Annotated in this window: 22 protein-coding genes and 1 pseudogene; 5 read left to right on the top strand and 18 right to left on the bottom strand. The window is 34.2% G+C overall.

Going from position 1 to position 25,481, the window contains the following annotated elements:
• Nucleotides 1–128 precede the first annotated feature (128 nt).
• The 8 genes from ACNC7R_RS02275 to ACNC7R_RS02240 form a co-directional block, all read right to left on the bottom strand.
• Nucleotides 129–3,701, bottom strand: a complete 3,573-nt coding sequence (locus tag ACNC7R_RS02275) for a VIT domain-containing protein (protein ID WP_417939389.1) — start codon at nucleotides 3,699–3,701, stop codon at nucleotides 129–131.
• Nucleotides 3,702–3,920: 219 nt separating this feature from the next.
• Complete coding sequence (locus ACNC7R_RS02270) at nucleotides 3,921–5,003, bottom strand: chorismate mutase (protein WP_417939388.1); 1,083 nt, start codon at nucleotides 5,001–5,003, stop codon at nucleotides 3,921–3,923.
• 12 nt (nucleotides 5,004–5,015) lie between these two features.
• On the bottom strand, nucleotides 5,016–5,873 hold the full coding sequence (locus tag ACNC7R_RS02265) for a prephenate dehydrogenase (protein WP_417939386.1): 858 nt from the start codon (nucleotides 5,871–5,873) through the stop codon (nucleotides 5,016–5,018).
• 320 nt (nucleotides 5,874–6,193) lie between these two features.
• A complete protein-coding gene (locus tag ACNC7R_RS02260) occupies nucleotides 6,194–7,339 on the bottom strand; it encodes a pyridoxal phosphate-dependent aminotransferase (RefSeq protein ID WP_417939385.1) in 1,146 nt (381 codons plus the stop codon).
• 55 nt (nucleotides 7,340–7,394) lie between these two features.
• Nucleotides 7,395–8,231 (bottom strand): prephenate dehydratase, encoded by an 837-nt coding sequence (locus ACNC7R_RS02255; RefSeq protein ID WP_417939384.1) that lies wholly within the window; start codon nucleotides 8,229–8,231, stop codon nucleotides 7,395–7,397.
• A 396-nt stretch (nucleotides 8,232–8,627) separates the two neighbouring features.
• Nucleotides 8,628–9,026 (bottom strand): hypothetical protein, encoded by a 399-nt coding sequence (locus tag ACNC7R_RS02250; RefSeq protein WP_417939383.1) that lies wholly within the window; start codon nucleotides 9,024–9,026, stop codon nucleotides 8,628–8,630.
• Nucleotides 9,027–9,032: 6 nt separating this feature from the next.
• Entirely contained in the window at nucleotides 9,033–10,259 is a 1,227-nt protein-coding gene (locus tag ACNC7R_RS02245; protein ID WP_417939382.1) for a hypothetical protein, read from the bottom strand.
• A gap of 17 nt (nucleotides 10,260–10,276) precedes the next feature.
• On the bottom strand, nucleotides 10,277–12,361 hold the full coding sequence (locus ACNC7R_RS02240; protein ID WP_417939381.1) for a TonB-dependent receptor plug domain-containing protein: 2,085 nt from the start codon (nucleotides 12,359–12,361) through the stop codon (nucleotides 10,277–10,279).
• A gap of 269 nt (nucleotides 12,362–12,630) precedes the next feature.
• Here ACNC7R_RS02240 and ACNC7R_RS02235 point away from each other — a divergent pair, with 269 nt between their 5' ends.
• Nucleotides 12,631–13,491 carry a helix-turn-helix domain-containing protein gene (locus ACNC7R_RS02235; protein WP_417939380.1) on the top strand — a complete coding sequence of 287 codons (861 nt, stop codon included), beginning with the start codon at nucleotides 12,631–12,633 and terminating at the stop codon, nucleotides 13,489–13,491.
• A 36-nt stretch (nucleotides 13,492–13,527) separates the two neighbouring features.
• Here the strand turns inward: ACNC7R_RS02235 and ACNC7R_RS02230 are convergent, their stop codons facing one another.
• Both ACNC7R_RS02230 and ACNC7R_RS02225 read right to left on the bottom strand, forming a co-directional pair.
• Complete coding sequence (locus ACNC7R_RS02230; protein WP_417939379.1) at nucleotides 13,528–14,691, bottom strand: DUF1501 domain-containing protein; 1,164 nt, start codon at nucleotides 14,689–14,691, stop codon at nucleotides 13,528–13,530.
• A 12-nt stretch (nucleotides 14,692–14,703) separates the two neighbouring features.
• Nucleotides 14,704–16,101: a DUF1800 domain-containing protein gene (locus tag ACNC7R_RS02225; RefSeq protein WP_417939378.1), complete on the bottom strand. Its 1,398-nt coding sequence runs from the start codon at nucleotides 16,099–16,101 to the stop codon at nucleotides 14,704–14,706.
• Between the two features lie 248 nt (nucleotides 16,102–16,349).
• On the opposite strand from ACNC7R_RS02225, the gene ACNC7R_RS02220 reads away from it, so the two are divergent.
• Nucleotides 16,350–16,664: a GIY-YIG nuclease family protein gene (locus tag ACNC7R_RS02220; protein ID WP_110307227.1), complete on the top strand. Its 315-nt coding sequence runs from the start codon at nucleotides 16,350–16,352 to the stop codon at nucleotides 16,662–16,664.
• 307 nt (nucleotides 16,665–16,971) lie between these two features.
• Here the strand turns inward: ACNC7R_RS02220 and ACNC7R_RS02215 are convergent, their stop codons facing one another.
• The 4 genes and pseudogenes from ACNC7R_RS02215 to ACNC7R_RS02200 all read right to left on the bottom strand — a co-directional run bounded on the left by ACNC7R_RS02215 (nucleotide 16,972) and on the right by ACNC7R_RS02200 (nucleotide 22,401).
• Nucleotides 16,972–19,362 (bottom strand): ribonucleoside-diphosphate reductase subunit alpha, encoded by a 2,391-nt coding sequence (locus ACNC7R_RS02215; protein ID WP_417939376.1) that lies wholly within the window; start codon nucleotides 19,360–19,362, stop codon nucleotides 16,972–16,974.
• Nucleotides 19,363–19,650: 288 nt separating this feature from the next.
• Nucleotides 19,651–20,628 carry a ribonucleotide-diphosphate reductase subunit beta gene (locus tag ACNC7R_RS02210; protein ID WP_417939375.1) on the bottom strand — a complete coding sequence of 326 codons (978 nt, stop codon included), beginning with the start codon at nucleotides 20,626–20,628 and terminating at the stop codon, nucleotides 19,651–19,653.
• Nucleotides 20,629–20,963: 335 nt separating this feature from the next.
• A pseudogene (locus tag ACNC7R_RS02205) lies at nucleotides 20,964–21,188 on the bottom strand (DUF3109 family protein); the annotation flags it as partial.
• A gap of 643 nt (nucleotides 21,189–21,831) precedes the next feature.
• Nucleotides 21,832–22,401: a DUF3109 family protein gene (locus ACNC7R_RS02200; protein ID WP_417939374.1), complete on the bottom strand. Its 570-nt coding sequence runs from the start codon at nucleotides 22,399–22,401 to the stop codon at nucleotides 21,832–21,834.
• Between the two features lie 315 nt (nucleotides 22,402–22,716).
• Here ACNC7R_RS02200 and ACNC7R_RS02195 point away from each other — a divergent pair, with 315 nt between their 5' ends.
• From ACNC7R_RS02195 to ACNC7R_RS02185, 3 genes are all read left to right on the top strand, one after another.
• Nucleotides 22,717–23,295 carry a MarC family protein gene (locus tag ACNC7R_RS02195; RefSeq protein ID WP_417939373.1) on the top strand — a complete coding sequence of 193 codons (579 nt, stop codon included), beginning with the start codon at nucleotides 22,717–22,719 and terminating at the stop codon, nucleotides 23,293–23,295.
• An 87-nt stretch (nucleotides 23,296–23,382) separates the two neighbouring features.
• Nucleotides 23,383–23,583 carry a hypothetical protein gene (locus tag ACNC7R_RS02190; protein ID WP_417939371.1) on the top strand — a complete coding sequence of 67 codons (201 nt, stop codon included), beginning with the start codon at nucleotides 23,383–23,385 and terminating at the stop codon, nucleotides 23,581–23,583.
• Between the two features lies 1 nt (nucleotide 23,584).
• The gene (locus ACNC7R_RS02185; protein WP_417939370.1) at nucleotides 23,585–24,190 is read left to right on the top strand and encodes an FAD-dependent oxidoreductase; all 606 of its coding nucleotides are present in this window, start codon (nucleotides 23,585–23,587) and stop codon (nucleotides 24,188–24,190) included.
• A gap of 1 nt (nucleotide 24,191) precedes the next feature.
• On the opposite strand, the gene ACNC7R_RS02180 is transcribed toward ACNC7R_RS02185, so the two are convergent.
• The 4 genes from ACNC7R_RS02180 to ACNC7R_RS02165 form a co-directional block, all read right to left on the bottom strand.
• Nucleotides 24,192–24,491 (bottom strand): type II toxin-antitoxin system RelE/ParE family toxin, encoded by a 300-nt coding sequence (locus ACNC7R_RS02180; RefSeq protein ID WP_417939369.1) that lies wholly within the window; start codon nucleotides 24,489–24,491, stop codon nucleotides 24,192–24,194.
• A complete protein-coding gene (locus ACNC7R_RS02175) occupies nucleotides 24,473–24,709 on the bottom strand; it encodes a hypothetical protein (RefSeq protein WP_417939367.1) in 237 nt (78 codons plus the stop codon). Before ACNC7R_RS02175 ends, ACNC7R_RS02180 begins: the two co-directional genes overlap by 19 nt.
• A 64-nt stretch (nucleotides 24,710–24,773) precedes the next feature.
• Complete coding sequence (locus tag ACNC7R_RS02170) at nucleotides 24,774–25,085, bottom strand: hypothetical protein (RefSeq protein ID WP_417939365.1); 312 nt, start codon at nucleotides 25,083–25,085, stop codon at nucleotides 24,774–24,776.
• Between the two features lie 17 nt (nucleotides 25,086–25,102).
• Nucleotides 25,103–25,468 carry a nuclear transport factor 2 family protein gene (locus tag ACNC7R_RS02165; RefSeq protein ID WP_417939363.1) on the bottom strand — a complete coding sequence of 122 codons (366 nt, stop codon included), beginning with the start codon at nucleotides 25,466–25,468 and terminating at the stop codon, nucleotides 25,103–25,105.
• Nucleotides 25,469–25,481 lie beyond the last annotated feature (13 nt).

Below are 25,481 nucleotides of genomic sequence, written 5' to 3'. Positions count from 1 at the left end.
GATTACTTTTTTAGCTTTCAGATTACTCTTAAAACTAAAAATTTTTAAAAGGCAAAATTACGTTTTTAGAATTGAACAATGCAACTTCGCCTTTTAAATTTGAAATCTATACTTCTATTTATTGTTCTTTACCAGACAATTTCAGCAAGAATTTCATTTTCTTTTACTTTTCCTAACTGAATTGTTTTTAAAGTTCTTACTGTTTTTCCGGCTTTAGTCGTATAAATTTCAACCATAATTGTTGCCGGACCGTTTTCCGTCAATTCCCTTTCGCCAAAATAGTTGGTTTTAATCTGGTATTTCCCTTTAATTGCATTTCGAATCAAATATTGCTCTGGTCCATAACCTTGCGTAAAATCTTTTGAAAACTTAGCCCCGGCTTCAGTTGTCGTGTGGCTGTAATAACATTCTTCGCCAGTTGGTTCAATGACATGCAGATCTAGATCGACATCCATTAAATTCCAATTCATGATGATTCGAATATCGACAGGCATTTTATCAAGATATTTTTTATCCAGTTTTGCTGTTTTCAAACCTGAATGTTCGGCAATCATTCTGTTTAAATCCATCAGAATAATATCTTCAACTCCTTCATACTGCCCACTCATTTCCCCATAATAATTAACTTCCAGTGCTTTAATCAATTCATCAAAAGCCTCCTGATATTTTCGGGCATCTTCAAGCGCCAAAGCATAATCTCTTAAACTTTGCGGTTCATGAACTCGCCATTTGGCAACTTGTTTTGCAGTAAATAAAGCATCCTCAAAATCCTGCCATTGACGAAGCGTATAAGTAAGTGTTTTATATAATTGATGATTTTCTAATCCTAAATCGGCAATATTGCTGATTACCTGCAATGCTTTTTTAACATCGCCCTGATTGTAAAAAAAGTGTGCTACATCAAAATAAAAGCTTGGGTTTCTTTCCTGTGCTTTTCTTAATTCGAAATACAAATCATATTGTTTTTCTTTTGGTGCCGATGCCAAAGCTTTTAAATATAATCGGTCAGGATTCCAGTTTTTAATTTCAGTTTGAGCTGCATCAACATCACCATTTTTTGTCGTAACCACAATTACTCCGTTTGACGCCCTGCTTCCATAAATAGCAGTTGCAGATGCATCTTTCAAAACATTCATTGAAGCAATATCTTCTTTATTTAGGTCTTCTATTTCACCTTCGTAAATTACTCCATTTACTACTATCAAAGGTTTATTTGCATTCGTAACTGAAGCATTACCTCTTATTGTAACATTATTATTTGGCGTCTCACCTACCTGGACTCCGGCAACTTTACCCTGCAACATTTGAGCAACATTATTTGAAAGTCCGGGTGCAACAGATCTTTTAGCTGCGTATCCCATCACTACTTCTTCTTTCAAATTTTTATCTGATTCTGTATTCGCTACTGTTGGCGCAACAAATTTCACCTGATCAACTCTTGGTGGGGGTGGAGTACTGTATACATTATTATCTTCTTGCACTATCTCACTTACTGGTTCTGAACCAACAGGTTCATCAGTTGTCAAAACTGCATCCGCATCGCCTTTTACAGTTCCGTAACCTATAGTAACAACTTCTTGTAGTCTGTTAGCGTTTTCTTTCAAGTGTATCGTAACCAAATTATTCCTGCCCACATTGACCTGTGTAGATTCAAAACCAATATAACTAATATTAAGATTACTGTTCACAGGCGCTTGTATTGTAAATTTACCATCAAAATCTGTGCTGGCTCCTGTTCTTTCTCCCTCTACTAAAATATTTACTCCTGGCAAAGGCACACCTGTTTGATCTAAAACAACACCTGAAATAAATCCCGCAGCAACATTTGTACTTCTTCGAAAACTGTTACTTGTTCCTAGTGAGTTTTTAACTTTCGTTTTCACCACTTTTTTAGGAGCTGTATATTTTATATTTTTTTTCCACCATGAATTTAATCCTGCAAAATAACTGTCAATATTCTCCCAGTTATTTTTTTGCAGAGCCAAATTCGTATCATGTTCCTGCTTTTTAATTCTTTCAAAATCAGCACGTAATTCAGCTGGTGGAATAATATCATACATAATATAATCCCGAATATCCTCTAAAACAATCAGCGAAGTGCTTTTAGTTATAATGCCGTATTTCTTGCCTAAAAGTTCGATTTCTTCTGCGTTTTTAGCATATTGCAAATCAAGACTGGCTATTTTTTTCTGTGCCCAAAGTTTTTCTATATTAATATCATTAGTATTTTGAGCTGCCCCATCAAGAGTAATTTTTTTCTCTAAAACTGCTTCATTATTATATCCGAATAATAAAGTGATTTCGTTTTTTGGATTTAAAGAAATTCCTGAAAAACTAAAATTCCCTGAAACCGAAGTCCCTTCCACCGGAAATAAATCAGTCACAGTCAGATTTTCTTTTATTCCTAAAAACTTCAGATTATTATTTATCAGTTTATCCAATGCATTTTCTATATTCAATTGATTCAGATTGATAAAATTTCCCTTTGTCTGCATGGATGAGAAATTTAAAAAAGCAAAATCTGCAGACGCTGACGAAGTAATCGTATAAAGCGGCTTTTTAGTCTTTGGCAGGATATTGTCACTCAAAGAAGATAATCCATCAGAAAAAAACAAATACTCCTCCTGATTTTCAAAATTGACCTGTGAAAAACGGGTTCCGCCATCATATTTCGTGTTTTCCAAAACGGTTTTCAATTCAGACCAGTTCCCGTTAACAATCACAAATTCTTTTTGTTTTTCGAAAATATAATTCAGCAAATACAAAGTCACTTTTGTATTTTTTATCTTTTGGAAATAAGCATCCAACAAATTCAATTCTTTCTTTAAATCCCTATTCTGACAGCTCAAAGAGTTATCCCAAATCAGACCAATTGCAGCCGGAACTCTTTTAGTCCCTTTATTTCCTTCTATAAAAGTATTTCCGTAAAAATAATGCTGACCTCCCACATTCTGCATGACTACACCTGGAATATTTTGCTGAAGCGGAATCTTGAAAAGCATTTTCTCAGAAGGCTGGTAGTTTTCTTTTTTAAGTGAAGTCTGAAAAGATTGATTCCATTGTGAAAAAGCAAGGATTTCTCCTGAATTTTCAGCTACACTCGGCGATGCGGAAGCTCCCAAAACTGAAACATTGATCTCAAATTTATCCAGCTTTTTAGGATAACGGCTCACCAACTGATACGCCAGATTATTTTTATCTGAAGCTGAAAGTTCTTCTTCGTAACCAATAATTACGATTCTTTCTCCGTTTGGCATTAACGGATAAACTCTTGTTCTAAAATTATTTCCGTCTACTTTTTCCAATAATCCCGGATCAACACGACGATGCTCAATAGCTTCAAAAACCTGTTTCCCTTTGTTTTTATTTACCGGAACAGCTTCCCGCATTTTTCCATTAATATCAATGGCATATCTCGAAACGGAAACATTTTCTGGTAATGGAAAAATAAGTTCTGCTTCCATCTGACGAGTGCCTGAATTAAAAAAATGCATTTCGGCTGTAGTGTAGGCAATATTGCCAACTACCTTAACATTAACAAGCAGCTGACTCATCCTGATTTTTTCAGCATCGTCACCCTTAATGTTTAGTTCAGGACTTTGAGCAAAAGTTTTTGTTCCAATAAACAGGAAGAGAAAAAGCATTACATTCAAATTCATTTGAAAAATGCCCGGCGCAGACGAAAACAATTTTAACTTCATGACACGAAAATTAAGGTTTATATTATTATAGAGAACAAAAACCATCAAAAGGTTGGGAAGATAAATACTTATTTCAAAAAAAATCTCCAAAGCCCTAGAGCAATGGAGATTTAATGATGAAAAAATCTAATTTCAATATCGAGTGATATAATAAAACTTAATGACAGATTTCAAAAGAAACTCAAATCATCTTATACCACTTTCATGGTTTAAAGAAAATTATGCATTAAAAATTTTCTCCTGGTGACCAATACTTTCCTGGTGAATCGCTTTGAACATTCTTAAAACAAACTCTTCAGTAAGTCCTTTTTTCTCACCTTCTAAAATCATTTTTCCTAAGATTTCGTTCCAACGGCTGTTTTGAAGAATCGCAACGTTAGCATCTTTTTTTACCTGACCAATCTCGTCAGCTACTTTCATACGTTTTCCTAACAACTCTAATAAGTTAGCATCAAGAACGTCAATGTTAGCTCTTAGTTTCGTCATTTTTGAACTGTACTCATCTGTAGTATCATCCGTTTTTCTGATCGTCAAATCTTTAATGATTTGTTTCAAAGCATCTGGAGTAACCTGTTGAGCAGCATCAGACCAGGCGTTATCCGGATCGATATGCGTTTCGATAATCATACCGTCGTAGTTCAGGTCTAAAGCTTCTTGCGTCACTTCGAAAATCATTTTACGATCTCCAGTAATATGAGATGGATCGATGATTAATGGTAAGTCAGGGAATTTATTTTGCAATTCGATAGCAATCTGCCACTCCGGAATGTTTCTGTATTTTGTCTTTTCGTAAGTAGAGAAACCTCTGTGGATCACACCTAATTTCTCAATACCTGCCATATGTAAACGCTCAACACCACCTAACCATAAAGCTAAATCCGGGTTTACAGGGTTTTTGACCAAAACAATTTTGTCAGTTCCTTTTAAAGTATCAGCAATTTCCTGAACCGCAAAAGGGTTTGCCGTTGTACGTGCTCCAACCCACAAAACGTCGATATCGTATTCTAAAGCCAGCTTACAATGCGCTGCAGTTGCCACTTCAGTTCCCATTAGCAAACCAGTTTCAGCTTTGGCTTTTTGTAACCATTTTAATCCAATTTCTCCAATTCCTTCAAATCCTCCGGGGCGCGTTCTTGGTTTCCAGATTCCGGCTCTGAATACACTAACTTTTGAATCTTTCAATTCGTGAGCTATTTTCAAAACCTGCTCTTCCGTTTCTGCACTACAAGGTCCAGCTATCACAAGTGGATGATCTAAATTGAAATCTTCTAACCACTTTCTCATTTCTTTCTTATTTTCCATCTTTACTATAGTTTACTTTTTAATTGTTAATCCGTTTAATATCTCTTTTATTTTATTTGTACTTTCCATTTCTTCAAAAATGGCGTTGTAATCTTCTTCTTTCAGCAAATCCCTAAACCGACTCAGGTTTGAAATATATGCCTCTAAGGTTTCCAGAACGTGTTCTTTATTCTGCTTAAAAATGGGTGTCCACATGGCTGGAGAACTTTTTGCCAGACGAACGGTACTTTCAAATCCACTTCCCGCCATGTCAAAAATATCCTGTTCGTCTTTTTCTTTATTCATTACTGTTTTTCCAAGCATAAAGGAACTGATATGCGATAAATGCGAAACGTAAGCAATATGTTTGTCGTGCGAAACCGGATCCATGTATCGAATTCTCATTCCTATTTCACTGAAAAGCTGTAATGCTTTTTCCTGCAATTTGAAAGCGGTTTTTTCCACTTCGCAGATAATGTTTGTTTTTCCTTTAAACAACCCTTTTATTGCTGCCGATGGTCCTGAAAACTCTGTCCCTGCAATTGGATGCGTTGCGATAAAATTTCTTCTTCTCGGGTGACCTGCCACTGCATCACAAATTGGCTTTTTAGTCGATCCTACCTCAAAAACAATTGTATTGTCTCCAACAGCATCCAGCACTTTTGGCAAAACGATCAAAGCAACATCAACCGGAACCGAAACAATTACAAAATCAGCTTCCGCCAAATCTTCAAAGCTTCCTGCCTGATCTATAACACCCAAATCAATCGCTTGCTGCAAATGGTTTTCGTTCTTATCGATTCCAAAAATAGTGGCATCCGGATGTTTTTCTTTAATGTCCAACACCATCGAACCGCCTATTAATCCTATTCCTATTACGTATACTTTCATATTCTTTTTTATTAGAAGCTATTTCCCGCTATCCGCTGTATCTTTTATGGCGAACCCCGCCATAAAAGGATGCCGCTTCTATCAGGGCTAGGGCTTCTCGTTTTTTAAGAACTTTTACTTTTCACATCTTTTTTGTCATTTCGACGAAGGAGACCCGAGCGATAGCGAATAGGCGAAGCAAATCTTCGCAAGTAGCTCCGCAACGAGAGTCTAATCTTTGTCGAGTTTCTCGTGGAGATCCCTCGTTCCTCGGGATGACAAACTGTAGCGAAAAAATCTAAAATCTAAAATCTTAATACTTAATTCTAAAGTCTTAATACCTAAAACCTATCTATCGCTTCTTGTACTTTTTCTTCCTTAACGCACAACGAAAATCTGATATATCCTTCTCCATTACTTCCAAAGATTGTTCCCGGTGTAATGAAAATATGTTTATCATATAATATTTCGTCAATGAACTTCTCTGCTGATTCGATTCCTTCCGGAAGTTTTGCCCAAACGAATAAGCCAACTCCTTCTTTATATACTTTGCAACCTAGTTTCTCAGCCAGTTTTTCAGTTAATTCTCTTCGGCGTCTGTAAATTTTATTATTATCATCAAACCACGATTTATCGCATTTTAAAGCTGCAATCGCTCCTTTCTGAATCCCGTAGAACATTCCGCTGTCCATGTTGCTTTTTACTTTCAGAACCGCATCGATAATTTCAGGATTTCCTAAAACCATTCCAACTCTCCAGCCTGCCATATTAAAGGTTTTACTCAACGAATTCAATTCTAAAGCCACATCTTTCGCTCCTTCCACCTGCAATAAACTCATCGGATTATCATTCAAAACAAAACTATACGGATTATCGTTGACCAATAATATGTTGTGTTTTTTAGCAAAAGCAACCAGTTTTTCAAATAACGCTAAGCTTCCTCTTGCTCCTGTCGGCATGTGCGGATAACCCAACCACATAATTTTTACTTTCGAAAGATCCAGTTTCTCTAAAGCTTCAAAATCCGGCTCCCAGGCGTTTGCTTCTTTCAAATCATAATACACCGGAACTGCCTGAACCAAATTGGTTACCGAAGTATAAGTCGGGTAACCCGGATTCGGAATTAAAACGTGATCGCCAGGGTTTAAAAATGCAAGCGAAATATGCATGATTCCTTCTTTTGAACCCATAAGAGGTAAAATCTCATTATTCGGATTCACTTCAACACCAAACTGATCATGATAAAAATCTGCCATCGCCTGCCTCATTTCCGGTAATCCCTGATAGCTTTGATAACCATGCCCGTTTTCGTCCTGAATTGCCTCAGCGACCGCTTCAATTACTGCTTTCGACGGACTCAAATCAGGGCTTCCTATTCCCATATTAATGATTGATTTTCCTTCAGACATCAATTGGCGCACTTCTCTCAGTTTTGACGAGAAGTAGTACTCTTCAACTGTATCTAATCGTTTTGCTGTTGTAATCATGATTCTTATTTATTCTCTTTTAGAGTTTCAACTTTTAACTTCTAACAAATAACCTCTAACTTGCTAAGGGTTTCGTATTTCTATATTCTCCCAGTACTTTAAAATACTCCGCCATGATATTTAATAATGCTTTTGCTTTTGCGTAATCTTCATATCTTTCAAAAGTCACATCTACGAAAAATGAATATTTCCAAGGTGTTTCAATTTTTGGAAGCGACTGAATTTTAGTCAAATTCAGTTTGCAGTCACTCATTACATTTAGAACTGCTGCTAAACTTCCTCTTTTGTGATCGAGTTCAAATTTGACAGAGGCCCTGTTGATTTCGTTTTCTGGCAAAAATGAATTTTGCTTTTTGATAATTACGAAACGTGTCATATTATTTTTGATCGTCTGAATCTCTGGCGCTATAATTTCAAGATCATACATTTCCGATGCCACTTTACTTCCTATTGCAGCAATTCCAACTAATTGTTTTTCCTGAATTCTTCTTGCTGTCTCTGCTGTATCTTTATCTTCTACCAGTTTGATGTTTGGATATTGCTTCAGGAAATCCATACACTGCAAAAGTGCCATTGGATGTGAATGAACTTCTTTTATGTCTTCTATCTTCTGACCTTTTAAAGCCATTAAATTTTGGTGAATGCTTAAATAATGTTCTCCTATAATGTGTAAATTATTCTTGTCAATCAAAGCATAATTCGGAATAATCGGTCCCGCTATCGAATTTTCAATTGCCATAACGGCCTGATCCGTTTTTCCGGAAAGAAGGCTGTCGATCAATTCTTCAAAAGACAGACATTCATCAATATCCACGCTTTCAGAGAAATACTCCTTCACAACCTGATGATGAAAAGAACCTTTGATACCTTGTATTGCAATCTTAGCTGTCATATAGTCAAAAAAAAATCCTGATTTTCATCAGGATTGTATATTAGTTTTATTTGTCTTTTAATTTTGTTTCAAATAACCATAGCACAATCCTAACTTCTACTAAAGAAGAAATAAAAATTGTTGCTAAAATAAAAACGGTTAGTTACCATTTTGTTTGTGTTATTTTTTAAATTCTGTGCGAATGTATAAATTATTTTAAACGCACCAAAAAAAATAATGCATTTTATGAAACAAAAAAGGAATTCTTAACAAAATCAGCTTGTTTTGTATGATATTTTAATAAATGAGGCTTAAAATGAGATTTTTACAATTGGTTTTAAGCACAATTTGGATGTTATCATTACCTTCATAGATCCCTATCTATATTATCATAACAAAAACAAAGATAAAAAAATATCAAACTACTTCTTTTCTCCATCTATTGAGTTCCATAATCAAAAAAATATTTGCTAGGGCTACAAAAGACAATAAAACTATCTGCGTCAGATTCGAAATATCTTCTTTTACTGTAGCCAATACATGAAATATATTTAACAATAATAGCAAAACAGCGTAAATAAATGCAATACATTTAAATGCCAACTTGTTCAAAAATAAGGTTAGCAAAACTAAAAATAACGGAATAATAATAACGGCTATATTAAAATAATGTACAGTATAAGGCATCTTTCCATTTGCATCCGGCATTTTAATATCTTCTCCAAAAAATAATCCTGATAATTCATATTGTGTATGATAAGAGAGCCCTATGCTGATAAGAATCCAGCAAAAAGCGATTTTAGTTATTGTATTCATAAGCCTTTATTTTGATTTTCCAAAACCAACAATTCTTCCTCCCTGAGTCAGGTTAAACAATCTCGTTCCTTTCGTCCCTTCTACTTTGTAAACACCATTCACATCTAAAGAAGAATTTGATATCAGAAAATGTATTTTATTATCTACTTCTACGACAGCCTCTTCATTTCCTTTAAATTCACATAACGGAATTCCGGAAATAGTCGTAGCAACTTTAGTGTTAATATCAATAATTGCAGGCTGCCAGATATCGCCATACAAATTAGAAAAATTAGCATTTATCCCTTCAGACGGTATTCTGGTATAAATTTTTCCATCTTTTGCAATGACATTCACAAAACACCCATTCACTTTATAATCGTCCATTTCTAATTTCCAACTGGTATCTATATCTGTCTGGCCTGCCTTAAAACGCAATATTTTAGAAGCTCCTCCTGCTACTTTTCCTAAAGTACAGAAATACAAAGCACCGTCATCTCCTAAATCCCACATTGCATTATCTGTAAACCAGCATACCTGTTGCGGACTTCCGGCAGTAAAAGTGGTTATTTTATCGAGTGTCCCTTTTGCTATATCGATTACTGCAAAACGAATTTTATCATCAATTGCATCCAGGAATCCTTTTGAAGCGGACTTCCCATAGTGAATATTAGCAAACAACTTTCCCTCTTTCGACATCAGGCAGTTCTGACCAACAGATATGTATTCTACATTGTTATCCGAAATCTGCCCTGTCAGATCAATCTCGCCAGTTCGCTGCATTGTTGTTGGATTGAATTTTTGTATTTTTAATGTTCCTCTGTCCCCATCAAAATAAAATCCTGTCGTTTCATCAACAATAGTATATTGTCCAGAACCCTGAATCGCATTTCCGCAAGCAATAAACCCTTCATCTTTGACTTCTCCTGAACTCAGAATACTAAATTTCTGAACTCCTTTTTCAGATTGGAAATTTGCCATTTTATAGAAAAATTTGCCCACACTACGCATTCCCAGACTTCCTAATAATTGTTTTGAAGATGACTTTATATTGGATATCTCTCCGTTTGGCAGGTTTTCTCCAAAAGACGTAATATAACCCGAAAAAGGATTCGTGGATTCTCCAGACATAACAACATAGTTTTTGTTCCCTGAAGACTCACCGCCATTATCATTATCGTTTGAGCAGGAAGACATAAATAAAGCAGCGACAATACTTAAAGCTACTGTTGCTTTGTAAAAATTTTGAAACATAATTTAATTTTTAAAAGTTAATAAAATAAATAACTTACTTTAAGGTAAAAGCTTCTTCCGGCTTTTTGAACCTTAAAATGGTCATATAATTTTTCATCGAATAAATTCCTGACCTCTAGTCCTAAATTTATTTTTTCCTTTTTTAGAGAATAAATGATCCCGGCAGAATGTAAATATTGTGTGGGAATAATTAAATCTGTATCGATTTTTGGCTTGCCAAAAATGTTCGATGACTCAGACGACTTTGGCACATTCGCCAGATAATAATTAAGCGTATAAGAAAAGTTGTAATAAGTACTAAAAGTATCTTCCTTAGTTATTATATTCCTCCCATTAAAGTCTAATGAAATGTTCCCAAATAAAAACGGAGTATTTCTAAGCCTGGCATCATTCAGGAATTTTTGTGCAGGATCTGAAATACCAAACAAACGCAAATCCTGATAGGTAAGATTGCCCGTTACACATAGAGATTGTATTATTTGATATGCACCATCTATCTCTACACCATAGCCTTTTACTTTACTGACGTTGCTATACTGTGAAAAGGGTAGAAAAACAGGCACCAGAATAATCATATTTTCTGTTTTGCGATAGAAAATACTGGTTTCAAAATAATTTTTATTGGCCGAATCATAACAATAGCCAAAATTGATATTCAGGCTTTTTTCTGGTTTCAGATTAAAATTAGACAACAAAAACTGTCCATCGCCATACAATTCGCCTTGTTCGGGCAATCGGTAAGCACTTTCAAAAGCTGTTCTGAAAAAGGACTTTTGATTAATGGTATATTTTAGGGCTTCAGCTATACCATAATGTGTCCCTTTATTTTTAACACTCTCTTCCTTGTAATTGGAAACTCCACCGTCTACTCCATCCGTTTCAAAATTATAATTCTTTATAATAAAATTATTGATCAGTTTATCTCTTAAATACTTACTCTCCCAGCCTAGTGAAATAACTAATTTTTCATAAGTCGCAGGAACGGACAAAATATCTCGCCCCGAAAAAAAATAAACTGGGCCATAAGGATCGCTTCCTTTGCGCATCTGATCTGAATAGACCAGATTAAAAGCTATCTTATTGAAATCATTAACAGTGTAACTAGTAAATGTTCGGTTGATAAAATTCTTAAAACCAATATCCGATAATGACCCATCGGCATCAGCTTCACCTTCTCTCGCCAGAACCTTTGTTTTATTTCCGTACCAGTCATATGAACATCCGCAAGTATCAATAACTTTACTGTTGATAACAGAATAAGCATTGAAATTTGTAAAAAGTAATTTATTATCTAAAAAGTTTTTTTTGTAATTAATCGTTGAAGCAATTATAGACTCTTTTATGAAAATCTCACCATATGGATTTGTCATCAAAGCACCGTGCTGCTGCTCTTTTTTGGTCTTGCTGAAAGTAATTCCAGCTTTTAGATCATCTGCAAAATATTTCCCTTTAACTCCTACATAAATTTCTGCAAAACCATTAGCAAACTTATCATGAAAACGTCTTACTCTCCTTTCAGATAAAGTCGAAGTTGCTGGATCTACAATTTTGACATCAACCTTATAATCATTATCAGAATAATTAAAAAAACCATCAATCCCAACAAAATGCTTTTTGCTTTTACTTACTGAAAGTAGATTCAGCGTAAACCTCTGAGTATTAAAAGAACCATACTCGTAACTTAAATTAAAGTGTTTTTTATGATTATTTTGGGTAACAAAATTTATTGCACCACCTAAAGCATCAGCCCCCAGATTAGCTGGAAGGACACCTTTGTAAACTTCAACCCGACTCAAAAAAACAGTTGGTAAAGTCAGCACATTAAAAGATTCTCCCAGATAATCAACAGGAATATCATCTTTGAAATACTTTACTGAACGACCCGTGAAACCATTCAGAATAATTGTATTTGAAGAACCTAAACCACCAGTCTCACGAATTCTTATTCCCGACATCCTATTGATGGCATCCCCTAGTGTAACAGCACTATTTCGCAAAGCCTTAACATCTAAAACATCCATTTTTATTGCTTCTTTGGTCTTCGTTTTAGAAGCGGCAGTTATTTCAACTTCGTTAAGCAGATTGCTTTTAATTGCATCCATTTGAACAGTATGCTGGGCTATAACGAATTGAAGCGGGAAGACCACTGCAAAAATGTTGCGTTTTAAAAAAGTAAATTTTAGAAAAGTAAAACATTGTATTTTTATATACATTTGTTTTTATTTAGTTTAAATAAGTTAGACGCGGCGAAATTATATTTTCAAAATCAATAAAAACTAACGCAAAACGCATTATTACGTACGCATTTGAGCAAACACAACTATCCTAAAACAGTTTTATTAAAATTAGTTTACTATACAAGATCCTGAATATGTTAAACAAGAGAGTTTTTTTAGATGGAGCTGTCATCATCCTGAATGATTTTGAAATTAACACTCCCCTGATATTCGATATAAAACAAGAATCTCCCTTTATTAAACTTCATTTCGAACTTCAGGGAAAAATTGATTTTCACCCAAATAACGATGTAGATATCTCCATAACAATTGAAGATAATCAGTACAATTTTTTTTATCTTCCAATAGTGGACGGCGTTTTAAACTGGAAATCCGGAAAAAGAAAATCAGTAGAAATAGAATGTTCTGAAGATTTTATCAGAAAGATTTTCAAAAATGATTTTTATAAGATAAGCGGGTCTTTTGGTATAGCACTGAGAGATAAAAAGCCTTATAAAATGTGGGAACGAGGAGAAAAAATCCCACAAGTTTTGAACAATATCCTGAATGTAATCATTGAGAATTCAAACAAAAAAGAAACTGATATACCATACTGGGAATCGGAAATAACTAGGATACTTCTCTACATGTTCTCTCAAATCAATAGTAAAGACGATATAAGTCGTCTGGTTTCTCTCAGCGAAATAGAAGAAGAACAAATAAAACAGGTTGAAACAAGGCTGCGAAAAAACATTCAAAACTCTCTAACTGTAGAAGAACTTGCCCTTACAATAGGAGTGAACCGATACAAACTGAACAGGAATTTCAAACAGGTTTATGGTGAGCCTATATTTCACTATCTAACCCGTTTAAGAATGGAAAAAGCAAAAACGATTCTCTCAGAAAAGAGTATGAATATTTCGGAAGTTGCTTATGAAGTTGGCTATAAAAACCCACAGCATTTTACGGTCGCCTTTAAAAAGTTTTTTGGTTACGTGCCCAGTAAACTGAAATAATAGATTTTAACGTCAGAGTCAATAGTATTGACTATTTTAAAACAATCCCGTAACCGGATTATTCTTAATTCCGATTTTTGAATAATCAAAATCCATTTTTTGCTGTAACAAAGAAGCGTATACTGATCTAAAATCAATTTGGTGTTTTAAATCACCATTATCCAAATCGGCTAAATTTGGATTACTGCCCAGAATTGTTCCTTTATTATTTCCTCCGATAATGAACATTGGCGCTGCAGTACCGTGATCAGTCCCGCTTCCGTTGTCTTTTACCCGTCTTCCAAATTCAGAAAACACCACGATTGTAACGTTTTGAAGCAATTTTGCCTGCTTCAGATCCGTATAAAAACTAAATAACGCATCATTCAGTTCTATCAATTTTCTTTCATGAAGAGAAAGCTGATTGTCGTGCGTGTCGAATCCGCCAAGGGATGTATAATACACTTTTGAATTCAGGTTTCCTTTTACGAGTCTCGCAATCCATTCCAGATTTTTAGACAATCCTGTTTTTGGATAACTGATTTCTGTTTTGGATTGTTTCAGCGCATTCTGAATATCATCTGAACCTTCTACAACCGAATTGGCAATTTTACGAACGAAATCCAATTGCGGATTATCGGATAGTTTTTCATTTTCCTTATTTGATTTCACTTTAAAGCGATCCGGATCTTTTACCGTGATGGTATTCGGCTCCAATCCTTTTAATGCCAGATTCTCTATTGAGTCCAGATTGATCCCGGCTGTTGGCTGATGATCATGACATTGTAAATCTAAATATCTGCCTAACCAGCCTTCGTTTATATATTTATTGGAATCTGCTGCGGTTTGCCAAATTTCCTGACTCCGAAAATGCGAACGAACCGGTTCCGGATACCCCACATTTTGAATTACGGTTAAATCGCCGTTTTGCTGCATCTGGACAAAATCTTTTAATGCCGGATGAAATGCCATTCCTTTATTTTTACCTACAACTGCATCTTTATTCAGGGCAATTTTGGTTCTGTATTCATAATACAACGGATCATCGTACGGAATAAAAGTATTCAGTCCGTCGTTTCCTCCGTTGAGCTGAACAAAAACCAGACATTGTTCGCCGATTACCAAATTACTTTGTTCGCCAAATGCATGTAAAAAGCTTGGAAGCATCAGCATTCCGCCCGTAAATGTTCCTGTCAAGGTTAGAAAATTTCTTCTGTTCATGATGATCGCATTTTAAATTAACTGATATTCCGGCAGCTTGGTGATATAATTAAACAAACGAACAACAGCATAATTAGCATTAGTATTTTTAGGGTCAAAATCATATTTCAACATGTTTTCCATGTCCTTTTGCATGGATTCGTCTACATTAAATAACAATCTGTTTGACAATTCGGCTATAATGGTTTTATTATTTCCGTTAGTATCAAATTCTATTTTTACTTCTCTTTTCTCTAATTCCATTTTAGGCTTCGGATTTTCAGAACTCATCGAATTGATTACTTTTTTCGAAAGCTTTCGTCCACTGCAAAGCAAGTCCGAAGTATTGTTTCGTTGTAGATAAACCTGCGAAGTCAGCCATGAATTTCCTCCATCCCAGCCTTTCACATTGACCTGATTGTACAAATCCATTCCCTGTTGTTTTAGAAAGGCAATAATCATCGCTTCATCGTAATCTTTTAGCTGCAATTCATTAATAAGCTGAAAAATATAAACTAAAGGATCTTTTATTTTTCTGCCCGAAACATCTTTAGCATATTCTTCAGTAAAGATTTTAGTAAGCAACGGTTTAATTTCAAAATTTACTTTCCTGAAATAGTCCCCATAATATTTTACCAATTCTTCTGAAGGATTATCGTAAAGAAACCACTTCAGAATTTTTCGTGTAATCAAATACGGAATGTTTTTTTGTTCGAAAATAATATCAACCAAATCATCCGCTTTCCAGTTTCCCGTTCTTCCGAAATAAGTTTTATTGCTGTTATCTTCTAAATTTTTTCTGTAAACAGCTTCTTCATCACCATAATTTAATCCTGCCAAGGCTCTTGCACCGTTTTTAATATCCTCTTCGGTATAATTCCCGATTCCGATGGTGAATAGTTCCAGTAATTCGCGACTCAAATTTTCGTTGATTTTACCTTTTTTATTATCGACATTATCCAGGTATTTGATCATGGCATTCGATTTCACTATCTTTTTGGTCATTTCCTTGAAATTTCCAAAAGCATTTTCGCGTAAAATCATATTATGCTGGTAAATCCAGTAATTGATTTTTACTTTCTGTGAAGTGGATACAAAATGATTGTGCCAAAAACAAACCATTTTTTCGCGTAGCGGAAATTCATCCGTATGCATTTTGGCAACCCACCATTTTTTTAATTCGCCTGTAGTTAGGGTTTCTTTTCTCTGAATTTTATTTTTCTCTTCGGGATCGAGATTTTTTACAGACTGACGTAATTCTTTGTATTCAGCAATTGTTTTGGGACTGTCTTGTAAAAAAGCAGGAAGTTGTGAATCAAATTTTGAATCATAAGATCGCTTTAGAAATTTTTCTAATCCTATTTTTTCAATTTTAGCAGCTTCTTTTCCTGAGAAGCCCAATCGTAACGACCAAAGATTGCTTTTTTTCATAACTAAGAGGTTAGTTTAAAATAAGACTTTTGTTTTTTGAAAAGGTTTAATTCAAATAACCTAAACCATTATCAAGATTTAAAAGCTGTTAACTATTGTAAAACAAAAATTTTCTCATGAAACTTGTCATTCCGAGAAACGAGGAATCTTCGCAAGAAACTCCAAACCAATAGGTTCACATATTTTTTAGCAAAACACATTTAAAACAAGAAAAATCTTTCTTTATTTGTGCTTAAAAAAAATTTATCATGCTAATATACGAAGGCTACCATACTTATTACATCTACATTATAACAAACAAATCAAAAACTGTTTTCTATACTGGAGTAACCAACAATTTAAAAATTCGTTTAATTCAGCATAAAGAAAATATTACTGATGGAAATAAAAGTTTTGCTTCAAAATATAAAGTTGAGTTTTTATTGTATTATGAAAAATTTACTTGGATTCAAGAAGCTATTAGTCGTGAAAAAGAAATAAAAGGCTGGAGTAGAAATAAAAAAATTGAGTTAATTAAAACTCTTAATCCAGATTTGGATTTTTTGAACAATTTGTTTGATTGAAATTACTATTTACAAAGTTTATTAATCTTAAAAATACTTGTAAAACTTGCAGTTATTAATCCTTAATGATTTTTATCACCGTTTTGTCATCCTGACGGAGGAAGGATCTTCACAAGAAACTCTGCCATGCAATCATCAATCTTTATCGAGTTTCTTGCGAAGATTCCTCGTTCCTCGGAATGACAAAGATTGCGGATAAAAACAAAATGATGTAAAAAAAAGCAGCTATCAAAAATGACAACTGCTTTCTATTAATTTCAATAAATCTTTTTTCTTTACTCTATAATCTTTCTTCTAAGAAAAAAAATTAAGCCCCACACATCTCACAATCCTCAGGACCTGCGGCTTGTGCTTTTAACAACATCGCTTTGTATTCCTCAATATTGATTTCTTCAGTTTCAGCAACTAAAGTTGGCTTTTCTTGTTTTTTATCGTTGTTTAATGTAAATTTAATCGCATCTACGGCCGCTTTGGTTCTTAAGTAATACATTCCTGTTTTTAAACCTGACTGCCATGCGTAAAAGTGCATTGATGTTAGTTTAGAATAGTTGGCATCCTGCATAAACAAGTTTAGTGACTGAGACTGATCGATAAAGTATCCTCTTTGGCGAGACATATCGATAATATCTTTCATCGACATTTCCCAAACGGTTTTGTACAATTCTTTCAGATCTTGCGGAATCACATCAATATTTTGAACTGATCCGTTATGACGCATGATTTCCTGTTTCAATGACTCATTCCACAAACCTCTTTCAACCAAATCATGCAATAAATGTTTGTTTACTACAATGAATTCACCTGACAATACACGACGAGTGTAAATGTTTGAAGTATACGGCTCGAAAGCTTCGTTGTTTCCAAGGATCTGAGAAGTCGAAGCAGTTGGCATTGGTGCTACTAATAACGAGTTACGAACTCCGTGCTCTACTACTTCTTTTCTTAATGAAGCCCAGTCCCAACGGCCTGATAACTCTTCATCTTTTAATCCCCACATATTGTATTGGAATTCTCCTTTAGACATTGGCGAACCTTCAAAAGTTGAATAAGGTCCTTCTTCTTTCGCCATTTCCATAGAAGCGGTTACAGCTGCGAAGTATAACGTTTCGAAAATTTCCTGGTTCAGTTTTTTAGCCTCATCACTTGTAAACGGCATGCGTAACATAATAAAAGCATCAGCCAGACCTTGCACTCCCAATCCTACCGGACGGTGACGCATATTTGAGTTTTCTGCTTCTTTTACCGGGTAATAGTTTCTGTCGATTACTTTGTTCAGGTTACGAGTTACACGTTTTGTAACATTGTAAAGTGCTTCGTGATCGAATTTTCCGTTTTCAATAAACATTGGTAATGAGATTGAAGCCAGATTACAAACTGCAATTTCATCTTTTGATGTGTACTCCATAATCTCAGTACACAAGTTAGAAGAACGAATAGTTCCTAAATTCTTGTGGTTTGATTTACGGTTTGCCGCATCTTTGTACAACATATATGGTGTGCCGGTCTCGATTTGAGATTCCAGAATTTTCTCCCATAATTCACGTGCACGGATAGTCTTTCTTCCTTTTCCTCTGAACTCGTAATCCATGTATAGTTTTTCGAATTCTTCTCCGTACACATCATATAATCCTGGACATTCATTAGGACACATTAACGTCCAGGGTCCATCTTCCTGAACACGCTTCATAAATAAATCAGATGTCCACATGGCAAAGAACAAGTCTCTCGCACGCATTTCTTCTTTTCCGTGATTTTTCTTCAAATCCAAAAAGTCAAAAATATCAGCATGCCATGTTTCGATGTAAATCGCAAAACTTCCTTTACGCTTTCCACCACCCTGATCTACATAACGTGCCGTATCATTGAACACTCTCAACATCGGAACGATTCCATTTGAAGTTCCGTTTGTACCGCGAATGTAAGATCCTGTTGCACGAACGTTGTGAATAGAAAGTCCAATTCCTCCCGCTGACTGCGAGATTTTTGCTGTTTGTTTTAATGTATCGTAAATCCCGTCAATACTATCATCCTGCATTGCCAAAAGGAAACAAGAAGACATTTGAGGTTTTGGAGTCCCCGCGTTGAACAACGTTGGCGTTGCATGTGTAAAATATTTTTTTGACATTAAGTCATACGTTTCAATCACAGATTTTAAATCATCTAAGTGAATCCCTACCGAAACACGCATCAACATATGCTGTGGACGTTCAACGATTTTTCCATTGATTTTCAACAAATAGGAACGCTCTAAAGTTTTAAATCCAAAGTAATCGTAATTAAAATCTCTTGTATAAATAATATGAGAATCTAAGAAAGCTGCATTCTCCTGAATCACTTTATAAACATCATCAGCAATTAACGGAGCATCCTGACCATTTCTTGGGTTTACATAGTGATACATATCTTTCATCGTTTCTGAGAACGATTTTTTGGTATTTGAATGCAGGTTTGAAATTGCCACACGAGCCGCTAATTGTGCATAATCAGGGTGTGCAATAGTCATAGAAGCCGCTGTTTCTGCTGCAAGATTATCTAATTCAGATGTAGAAACTCCGTCATATAATCCTTCGATAACTCTCATGGCTACCTTAACAGGATCTACAAGCTCATTAAGCCCGTAACACAATTTTTTGATTCTTTCTGTAATCTTATCAAACATTACAGGCTCTTTGTGGCCATCTCTTTTTACTACATACATAAGCTTACTTTTTTATAGTTATTGAAAAAATGAAAGGCACCGGAAAATGAATTCCGACACTAAACATTGCGTGTTTTTAAATTTATTTTTTTTGAGAATTGTAAAATTCCCATAGTTGTCCGTTCTTCAATCTAAAATATAGATGAAAAAACCCGTAAAAATGCAACCAGATCTTCGATTTGGGAATGAGATCCAATCTAAAAAATTTGTTTAGTATAGAAACTTTCGTTTCCTGATTTTATTGTGTCTAGTGTTCGTGGCAGACACTAAATTGCAGCATTCTTTGTTCTAAAAATCTGCGTCAAACGATATTTTCTGAGCATCACTATCTGTGTTCATCACACCTGACTTCTGATACTCTGCAACACGTTTTTCAAAGAAATTAGTTTTTCCCTGAAGAGAAATCATGTCCATGAAATCAAACGGATTAGCTGATCCATAAACACGTTCGCAGCCTAATTCTACTAATAGTCTGTCGGCAACAAATTCTAAGTATTGCGTCATTAAAGCAGCATTCATTCCTATCAAACTTACCGGAAGAGATTCAGTTACAAACTCTCTTTCGATATCCAAAGCATTAACGATGATTTCCTTAATTCTTTCTTTTGGCACTTTATTGATCAGGTGGTTATTGTGCAGGTGCACTGCAAAGTCACAATGTACTCCTTCGTCACGGGAAATCAATTCGTTAGAAAAAGTAAGACCTGGCATCAAACCACGTTTCTTCAACCAATAAATAGAACAGAAAGCACCAGAGAAGAAAATACCCTCAACTGCTGCAAAAGCAATCAGCCTTTCAGCAAACGAATCAGATTCAATCCATTTTAAAGCCCATTCGCCTTTTTTGGCAATTGCAGGAAAAACTTCCAAAGCATTAAACAATTCTGCTTTTTCGGCTTCATCTTTCACATAAGTATCGATTAATAACGAATAGGTTTCACTATGAATATTTTCCATCATAATCTGAAACCCGTAAAAAAACTTAGCTTCAGCATATTGCACTTCATTTACAAAGTTCTCAGCAAGATTTTCATTTACGATTCCGTCAGAAGCAGCAAAGAATGCTAAAATGTGTTTGATAAAATATCTTTCGTCGTCATTAAGTTTATTATTCCAATCTGTCAAGTCCTGATGCAAATCGATTTCTTCGGCAGTCCAGAAGCTAGCTTCCATTTTCTTATACCATTCCCAAATATCATGATGTTTAATTGGAAAAATAACAAAGCGATTCTTATTTTCTTGTAAAATTGGTTCAACTTGTGACATTGTATTTTTGTTTAATTTTTATAATGAATTTCCCCCTATTCAGAACGGTTACAAAGATTGTCATTTATCGCCAAAAATGAAAGTCAAACTTATTCACAATTCGATGTAGTTTTTAACAAAGTAAAAAAAATGAAACCTTTTTCAGACAATACGCAAACACCTATAAATCAAACACTTAATATCAGAGCACAAACACTAAACCCCTGTAAAATATAGGCTTTTTAGAATAAGAAACAAGAAATTTTAGAATGTTTTAAAAAGTTTTTTTTGAGCTAAAAAAACTTTTTTTTGAGCTAAAAAAAACCAAAATTATGACATATATAACAGAGTTGATTTTAGACTTTTTTATACTCCTCTGCCACCTTTTCAAGCTCGATATACCAGTCTTCACCAAAACGGCGAATTAGTGCCTCTTTGACAAATTTATAAACCGGAACTTCTAATTCTTTTGCCAAAGAACAAGCATCATCACAGATATCCCACTTGTCATAATTAACTGTAGCAAACTCTTTAAAATCTTCAACAGCATTGGGTATAAAATGAAAAGAAAAAGGTATTTTTTATTTGTATCACAAGTAGCTATCGTAAAAATTAATATAGCATAATAGAATAAGAGATGATGATAGTTGAAAATATTCACTACTGATAGTAAGACATCTTGTAGTTATAAACGATTGTTGATAAATTAAAGGTGTTGTTTTAACATTAGATTTAATGTTTATTTTTACATTTGTAGAAATAAAAAGAACCCGCCTAAGACGGGTTTAAAAATCTAACTATTTTTTATCTTTTGTTGTCCGGTAGATTTCAAGAATAATACCAATAACATTTAAGATAATTCCAGAAATAGTTTGCCAGTTTTCAGGATTTTGAAGATCCATAAAAAAACAAATTTAAAACAAGCCGCAGCTACGAACTGTGGCTTTGTTATTTCTATTCTACAAAGTTGAGTCTTTTCTGCCAAAAAGGAAAGTCAAACTTATTCACAATTCGATGTAGTTTTTAACAAAGGCTAAAAATTGAAACTTTTTTAAGACAATATTTAATTTACTGAAAACAAAACACTTAAACAACTCAATTGTACCCTAAAGTTGCGTAAAATATAGGCTTTTTAGAATAAGAAACAAGAAATTTTAGAATGTATTAAAAAGTTTTTTTTGAGCTAAAAAAAACAAAATTATGACGTATATAACAGCGTTGATTTTAGACTTTTTTATACTCCTCTGCCACCTTTTCAAGCTCGATATACCAGTCTTCACCAAAACGGCGAATTAGTGCCTCTTTGACAAATTTATAAACAGGAACTTCAAGCTCTTTACCTAAAGAACAGGCATTATCACAAATATCCCATTTGTCATAATTTACAGCTGCAAACTCGGTAAAATCTTTTACTCGGATTGGATACAAATGACAGGAAACAGGTTTTTTCCAGTCAACAATTCCCTGATTATAGGCCTGTTCGATTCCACAAAGGGCTGTTTTACCATCAAAAATTACGTAAGCACAATCTTTATTATCAATTAACGGCGTTTCAAGATCGCCGTCGGTACCTTTTATCCAGGTTCCCTGCGCTTCAATAGCTACAATACCTTCTTTGCGCAAAAAAGGTTTTACTTTAGGATATATCTCTTCCAGAATTTTGGTTTCTACTTCGCTCAAAGGAGCACCGGCATCCCCATCAACACAGCAGGCTCCTTTACAAGCCGACAAGTTGCACACAAATTCTTTTTCAAGAATATCTTCTGAAATAATGGTTTTTCCTAATTGAAACATGATAATAAAATACTAAAATTTATAAAGTGCAAAGATAGTCAAAGAAAAGACATAAAAAATCCAGCATGAAGATTCGCAAAGGTTTATACAACTTTCACCAAAGTTTTATTATTATTTATGAAGTTTAAAATAATACTTCGTGAATCTTTGTACAAAATCTTTGCGAAACTATGTTAGAAAAACTATCATTGTTATAAATATCTCATTTTTAACACCAAAAACATATTTTTGTAACAAAAATACATACTATCAAAAAATCACCTAACTTTATTAACTACTTTTGCAAAATCTTTAACCCCTAAAAATCAAAACAATATGCTAGAAATCAGTTTAAAAGAAATCATTACAATAAGCATGGTGCTTTTTGCTGTTATTGATATTGTGGGTTCCATTCCGATTATTGTGAATTTACGAGCTAAAGTAGGCCATATCGAGTCTGAAAAAGCTTCACTTGTTGCAGGTACTATAATGATTGTTTTTCTTTTCGTTGGAGAAGGGCTACTGAATCTAATAGGAATTGATGTTCATTCGTTTGCTGTAGCAGGTTCGTTTGTATTATTCTTTCTGGCACTGGAAATGATTTTAGGCATTAGAATTTACCGTGATGAAGAACCTGGATCAGCATCAATCGTTCCATTAGCTTTTCCGTTAATTGCCGGAGCAGGAACTATGACCACCTTGCTTTCATTGCGATCTCAATTTCACACTATCAATATCATTATTGCGATTTTATTGAACATTATTCTCGTTTATATTGTTTTAAAATCATCGAAAAGAATTGAAACTTTATTAGGTGAAAATGGACTTGGCGTAGTCCGCAAGACATTTGGAGTAATTCTATTAGCAATAGCTGTTAAATTATTCGCAGCTAATGTTAAAGGTTTGTTTGTCTAAAAGATATTTTTTTAAATTTGCTCTATAAAATTCTAAAATACAGCTCAAAAAGCTCTGCTTTATTATTTTAGACAAATAATCAATCCTATGAAAATCTTTACTTCCATCTTAGTGGTTTTGGCACTGGCTTTAATCGTCTTTAATATTACGCAGCTTGACTTTCAAAATCCGTTCGAAGGAGACAGTGCTGTAGCTCTTATTGGAGTAGCTGCTTCATTCTGCGCTATTTTAATTCTTTTGATTTTTAGGATTTCGAAAAAAATAGAAGAGAAAACAAACGGAAGATAATATGTTTGACGTTTTAATTATTGGCGGAGGTGTTTCAGGCATATCATGTGCCATGGTTTTAGGATCCGCCAAAAACAAAGCTTTTGTGACCGATAAAAAAATCGGAATTTTTACACATCAAAAAAATTCTTCGTTACAAGAAGCTATTTTTTATAATGCTTATGGCATAAAACCAGGCAAATTGGGTTCGGCTTTATTAGTCGAAAGCACTCAGGATTTGGCTCAAACATATCCGCACATTGTTCAAATCCCAAATGAAAAGGTAATTAAAATTGAGGGTAATTATCCTGAATTTACAGTAATTACTAACAAGAATTCTTACCCGACAAAAAACATTGTTATCGGAATTGGTTCTGCGAATACTTTTGCTATCGAAGGTTTGATGCAATATGTTGAACCACACAAAAAAGCCTTACCTGAAAAACAGCGTATCCAGCTTAAAAATGACGATCATAAAGTAGCCGATGGTATTTATGTTATTGGAACTTTGGCGGGCTGGAGAAGCCAATTGGCTATTGCTGCCGGAAGCGGTGCTGCTGTTGCCACTGATATTCTTACTTTATGGAATAATGGCGTGCAGACTCATACACATGATAGTATTCGATAAATTATTTTATTTTTCTATTTTCAATATTTTGACAATTATCCCAAAAAGAAAGAATTTCTGTCCTGTCTTTATTAATTTCATAAAAGACCAAATATACATTCATGGGAATTACACGGGTTATTTTATTAGAAGTCAACCTACCTATACCTTCATTTTCAGAAAGAGTTTCCAATAAATCCTCTACTTCTGCCAAAATTTTCAAACTGTAATCAGAACTTTCATTTCGGTTAAAGTAAAACTCAAGAACATTAGAAAACTGAATTTTAGCGAGTTCAGACCAAATTATTTCTTTTTTAGCCATTCTTTCATTTCAGAGATTACATCTTCATTTTTATGAAATTTTTCATTTCCAATCTCTACACGACTGTTTTCTATTGCCTCCCCCTGATCTGAAGACAATTTATACAAAGCCTGTTCTGAAGAATCAAAAACTGTCTGAAGTGCATTTAGAAAATTCAAATCTTCAGAATTTTCTATTCTTGAGATTAAATTTCGCTTTATTTGTTCAGCTGTATTCATACCCTTTTTGTTTACACTCAAATTTAAAGATTAATTCTATATTAAAAGCTTTATATATTGAAAATTACTTCTCAGAAACAATCTCTTTCACTTTAATATGCTTTTCTGTGTCGGTTTTCCAGATTTCACCTTTTAAAGTTACTTCTTCACCTTCTTTGAGTTGTTTATAATTTTGAGGTCCACCTACGTTTACAATACTGATTGTCGCAAAATAAACTTCATTTTTAGCTGTATTGATTTTAGCAGTATAACCGTCCTTACCATTCTCAATAGATTCAACTTTTCCTGAAACTGTATTTTTATCTTTCATACAGGCACAAGAAGCTACAAAAGTCATTAAAACGAATACAAAGCTTATTTTTATTAAATTTTTCATGTTTTTTATTTTATTGTTTATTGCAAGGCGACACAACTTCCAGCTATTATTTTTAAACTTTTATCAAATTGTTTCCAGACTCTGACATAACGAAAAGCACCGCTTATCGGATTATTATCAAATGTTCCTTTTAAAGAAATAGTCACGGCAACAACAGCAGTATCTCCAATTATATTGATAATTTGATCTGAAGCTTCCAGCAAATCAATTTTCATTTTACCGGAACGATAGGAATTTAAATCGAATTCTTTAGTAATAGTATTTCCATCTGGCAAATTGAATAGCAAATCGTCATGCAGCGCCTTTTCTAAAACTGAAACATCTGCTTTTTTGATAGCCGCCAGAAGTTCGATTTCAGCATTTACAACAGTTTCTATTTTCATTACAAAGAAGTTA

It is taken from the genome of Flavobacterium adiutor (genome assembly GCF_048282555.1).
In the GTDB taxonomy this organism is placed as follows: Bacteria; Bacteroidota; Bacteroidia; order Flavobacteriales; family Flavobacteriaceae; genus Flavobacterium.
The sequence above is the reverse complement of the archived record's forward strand: the minus strand, read 5'-3'. Positions and strand labels throughout refer to the sequence as shown.

Coding starts and splice junctions, on each gene's coding strand:
- ACNC7R_RS02195 (WP_417939373.1), top strand. CDS start 22,717: ATGCTAGAAATCAGTTTAAAAGAAATCATTACAATAAGCATGGTGCTT.
- ACNC7R_RS02230 (WP_417939379.1), bottom strand. CDS start 14,691: ATGAACAGAAGAAATTTTCTAACCTTGACAGGAACATTTACGGGCGGA.
- ACNC7R_RS02175 (WP_417939367.1), bottom strand. CDS start 24,709: ATGAATACAGCTGAACAAATAAAGCGAAATTTAATCTCAAGAATAGAA.
- ACNC7R_RS02240 (WP_417939381.1), bottom strand. CDS start 12,361: ATGGATGCAATTAAAAGCAATCTGCTTAACGAAGTTGAAATAACTGCC.
- ACNC7R_RS02260 (WP_417939385.1), bottom strand. CDS start 7,339: ATGATTACAACAGCAAAACGATTAGATACAGTTGAAGAGTACTACTTC.
- ACNC7R_RS02190 (WP_417939371.1), top strand. CDS start 23,383: ATGAAAATCTTTACTTCCATCTTAGTGGTTTTGGCACTGGCTTTAATC.
- ACNC7R_RS02180 (WP_417939369.1), bottom strand. CDS start 24,491: ATGGCTAAAAAAGAAATAATTTGGTCTGAACTCGCTAAAATTCAGTTT.
- ACNC7R_RS02220 (WP_110307227.1), top strand. CDS start 16,350: ATGCTAATATACGAAGGCTACCATACTTATTACATCTACATTATAACA.
- ACNC7R_RS02245 (WP_417939382.1), bottom strand. CDS start 10,259: ATGTTTCAAAATTTTTACAAAGCAACAGTAGCTTTAAGTATTGTCGCT.
- ACNC7R_RS02275 (WP_417939389.1), bottom strand. CDS start 3,701: ATGAAGTTAAAATTGTTTTCGTCTGCGCCGGGCATTTTTCAAATGAAT.
- ACNC7R_RS02225 (WP_417939378.1), bottom strand. CDS start 16,101: ATGAAAAAAAGCAATCTTTGGTCGTTACGATTGGGCTTCTCAGGAAAA.
- ACNC7R_RS02250 (WP_417939383.1), bottom strand. CDS start 9,026: ATGAATACAATAACTAAAATCGCTTTTTGCTGGATTCTTATCAGCATA.
- ACNC7R_RS02165 (WP_417939363.1), bottom strand. CDS start 25,468: ATGAAAATAGAAACTGTTGTAAATGCTGAAATCGAACTTCTGGCGGCT.
- ACNC7R_RS02170 (WP_417939365.1), bottom strand. CDS start 25,085: ATGAAAAATTTAATAAAAATAAGCTTTGTATTCGTTTTAATGACTTTT.
- ACNC7R_RS02255 (WP_417939384.1), bottom strand. CDS start 8,231: ATGACAGCTAAGATTGCAATACAAGGTATCAAAGGTTCTTTTCATCAT.
- ACNC7R_RS02185 (WP_417939370.1), top strand. CDS start 23,585: ATGTTTGACGTTTTAATTATTGGCGGAGGTGTTTCAGGCATATCATGT.
- ACNC7R_RS02210 (WP_417939375.1), bottom strand. CDS start 20,628: ATGTCACAAGTTGAACCAATTTTACAAGAAAATAAGAATCGCTTTGTT.
- ACNC7R_RS02270 (WP_417939388.1), bottom strand. CDS start 5,003: ATGGAAAATAAGAAAGAAATGAGAAAGTGGTTAGAAGATTTCAATTTA.
- ACNC7R_RS02215 (WP_417939376.1), bottom strand. CDS start 19,362: ATGTATGTAGTAAAAAGAGATGGCCACAAAGAGCCTGTAATGTTTGAT.
- ACNC7R_RS02200 (WP_417939374.1), bottom strand. CDS start 22,401: ATGTTTCAATTAGGAAAAACCATTATTTCAGAAGATATTCTTGAAAAA.
- ACNC7R_RS02265 (WP_417939386.1), bottom strand. CDS start 5,873: ATGAAAGTATACGTAATAGGAATAGGATTAATAGGCGGTTCGATGGTG.
- ACNC7R_RS02235 (WP_417939380.1), top strand. CDS start 12,631: ATGTTAAACAAGAGAGTTTTTTTAGATGGAGCTGTCATCATCCTGAAT.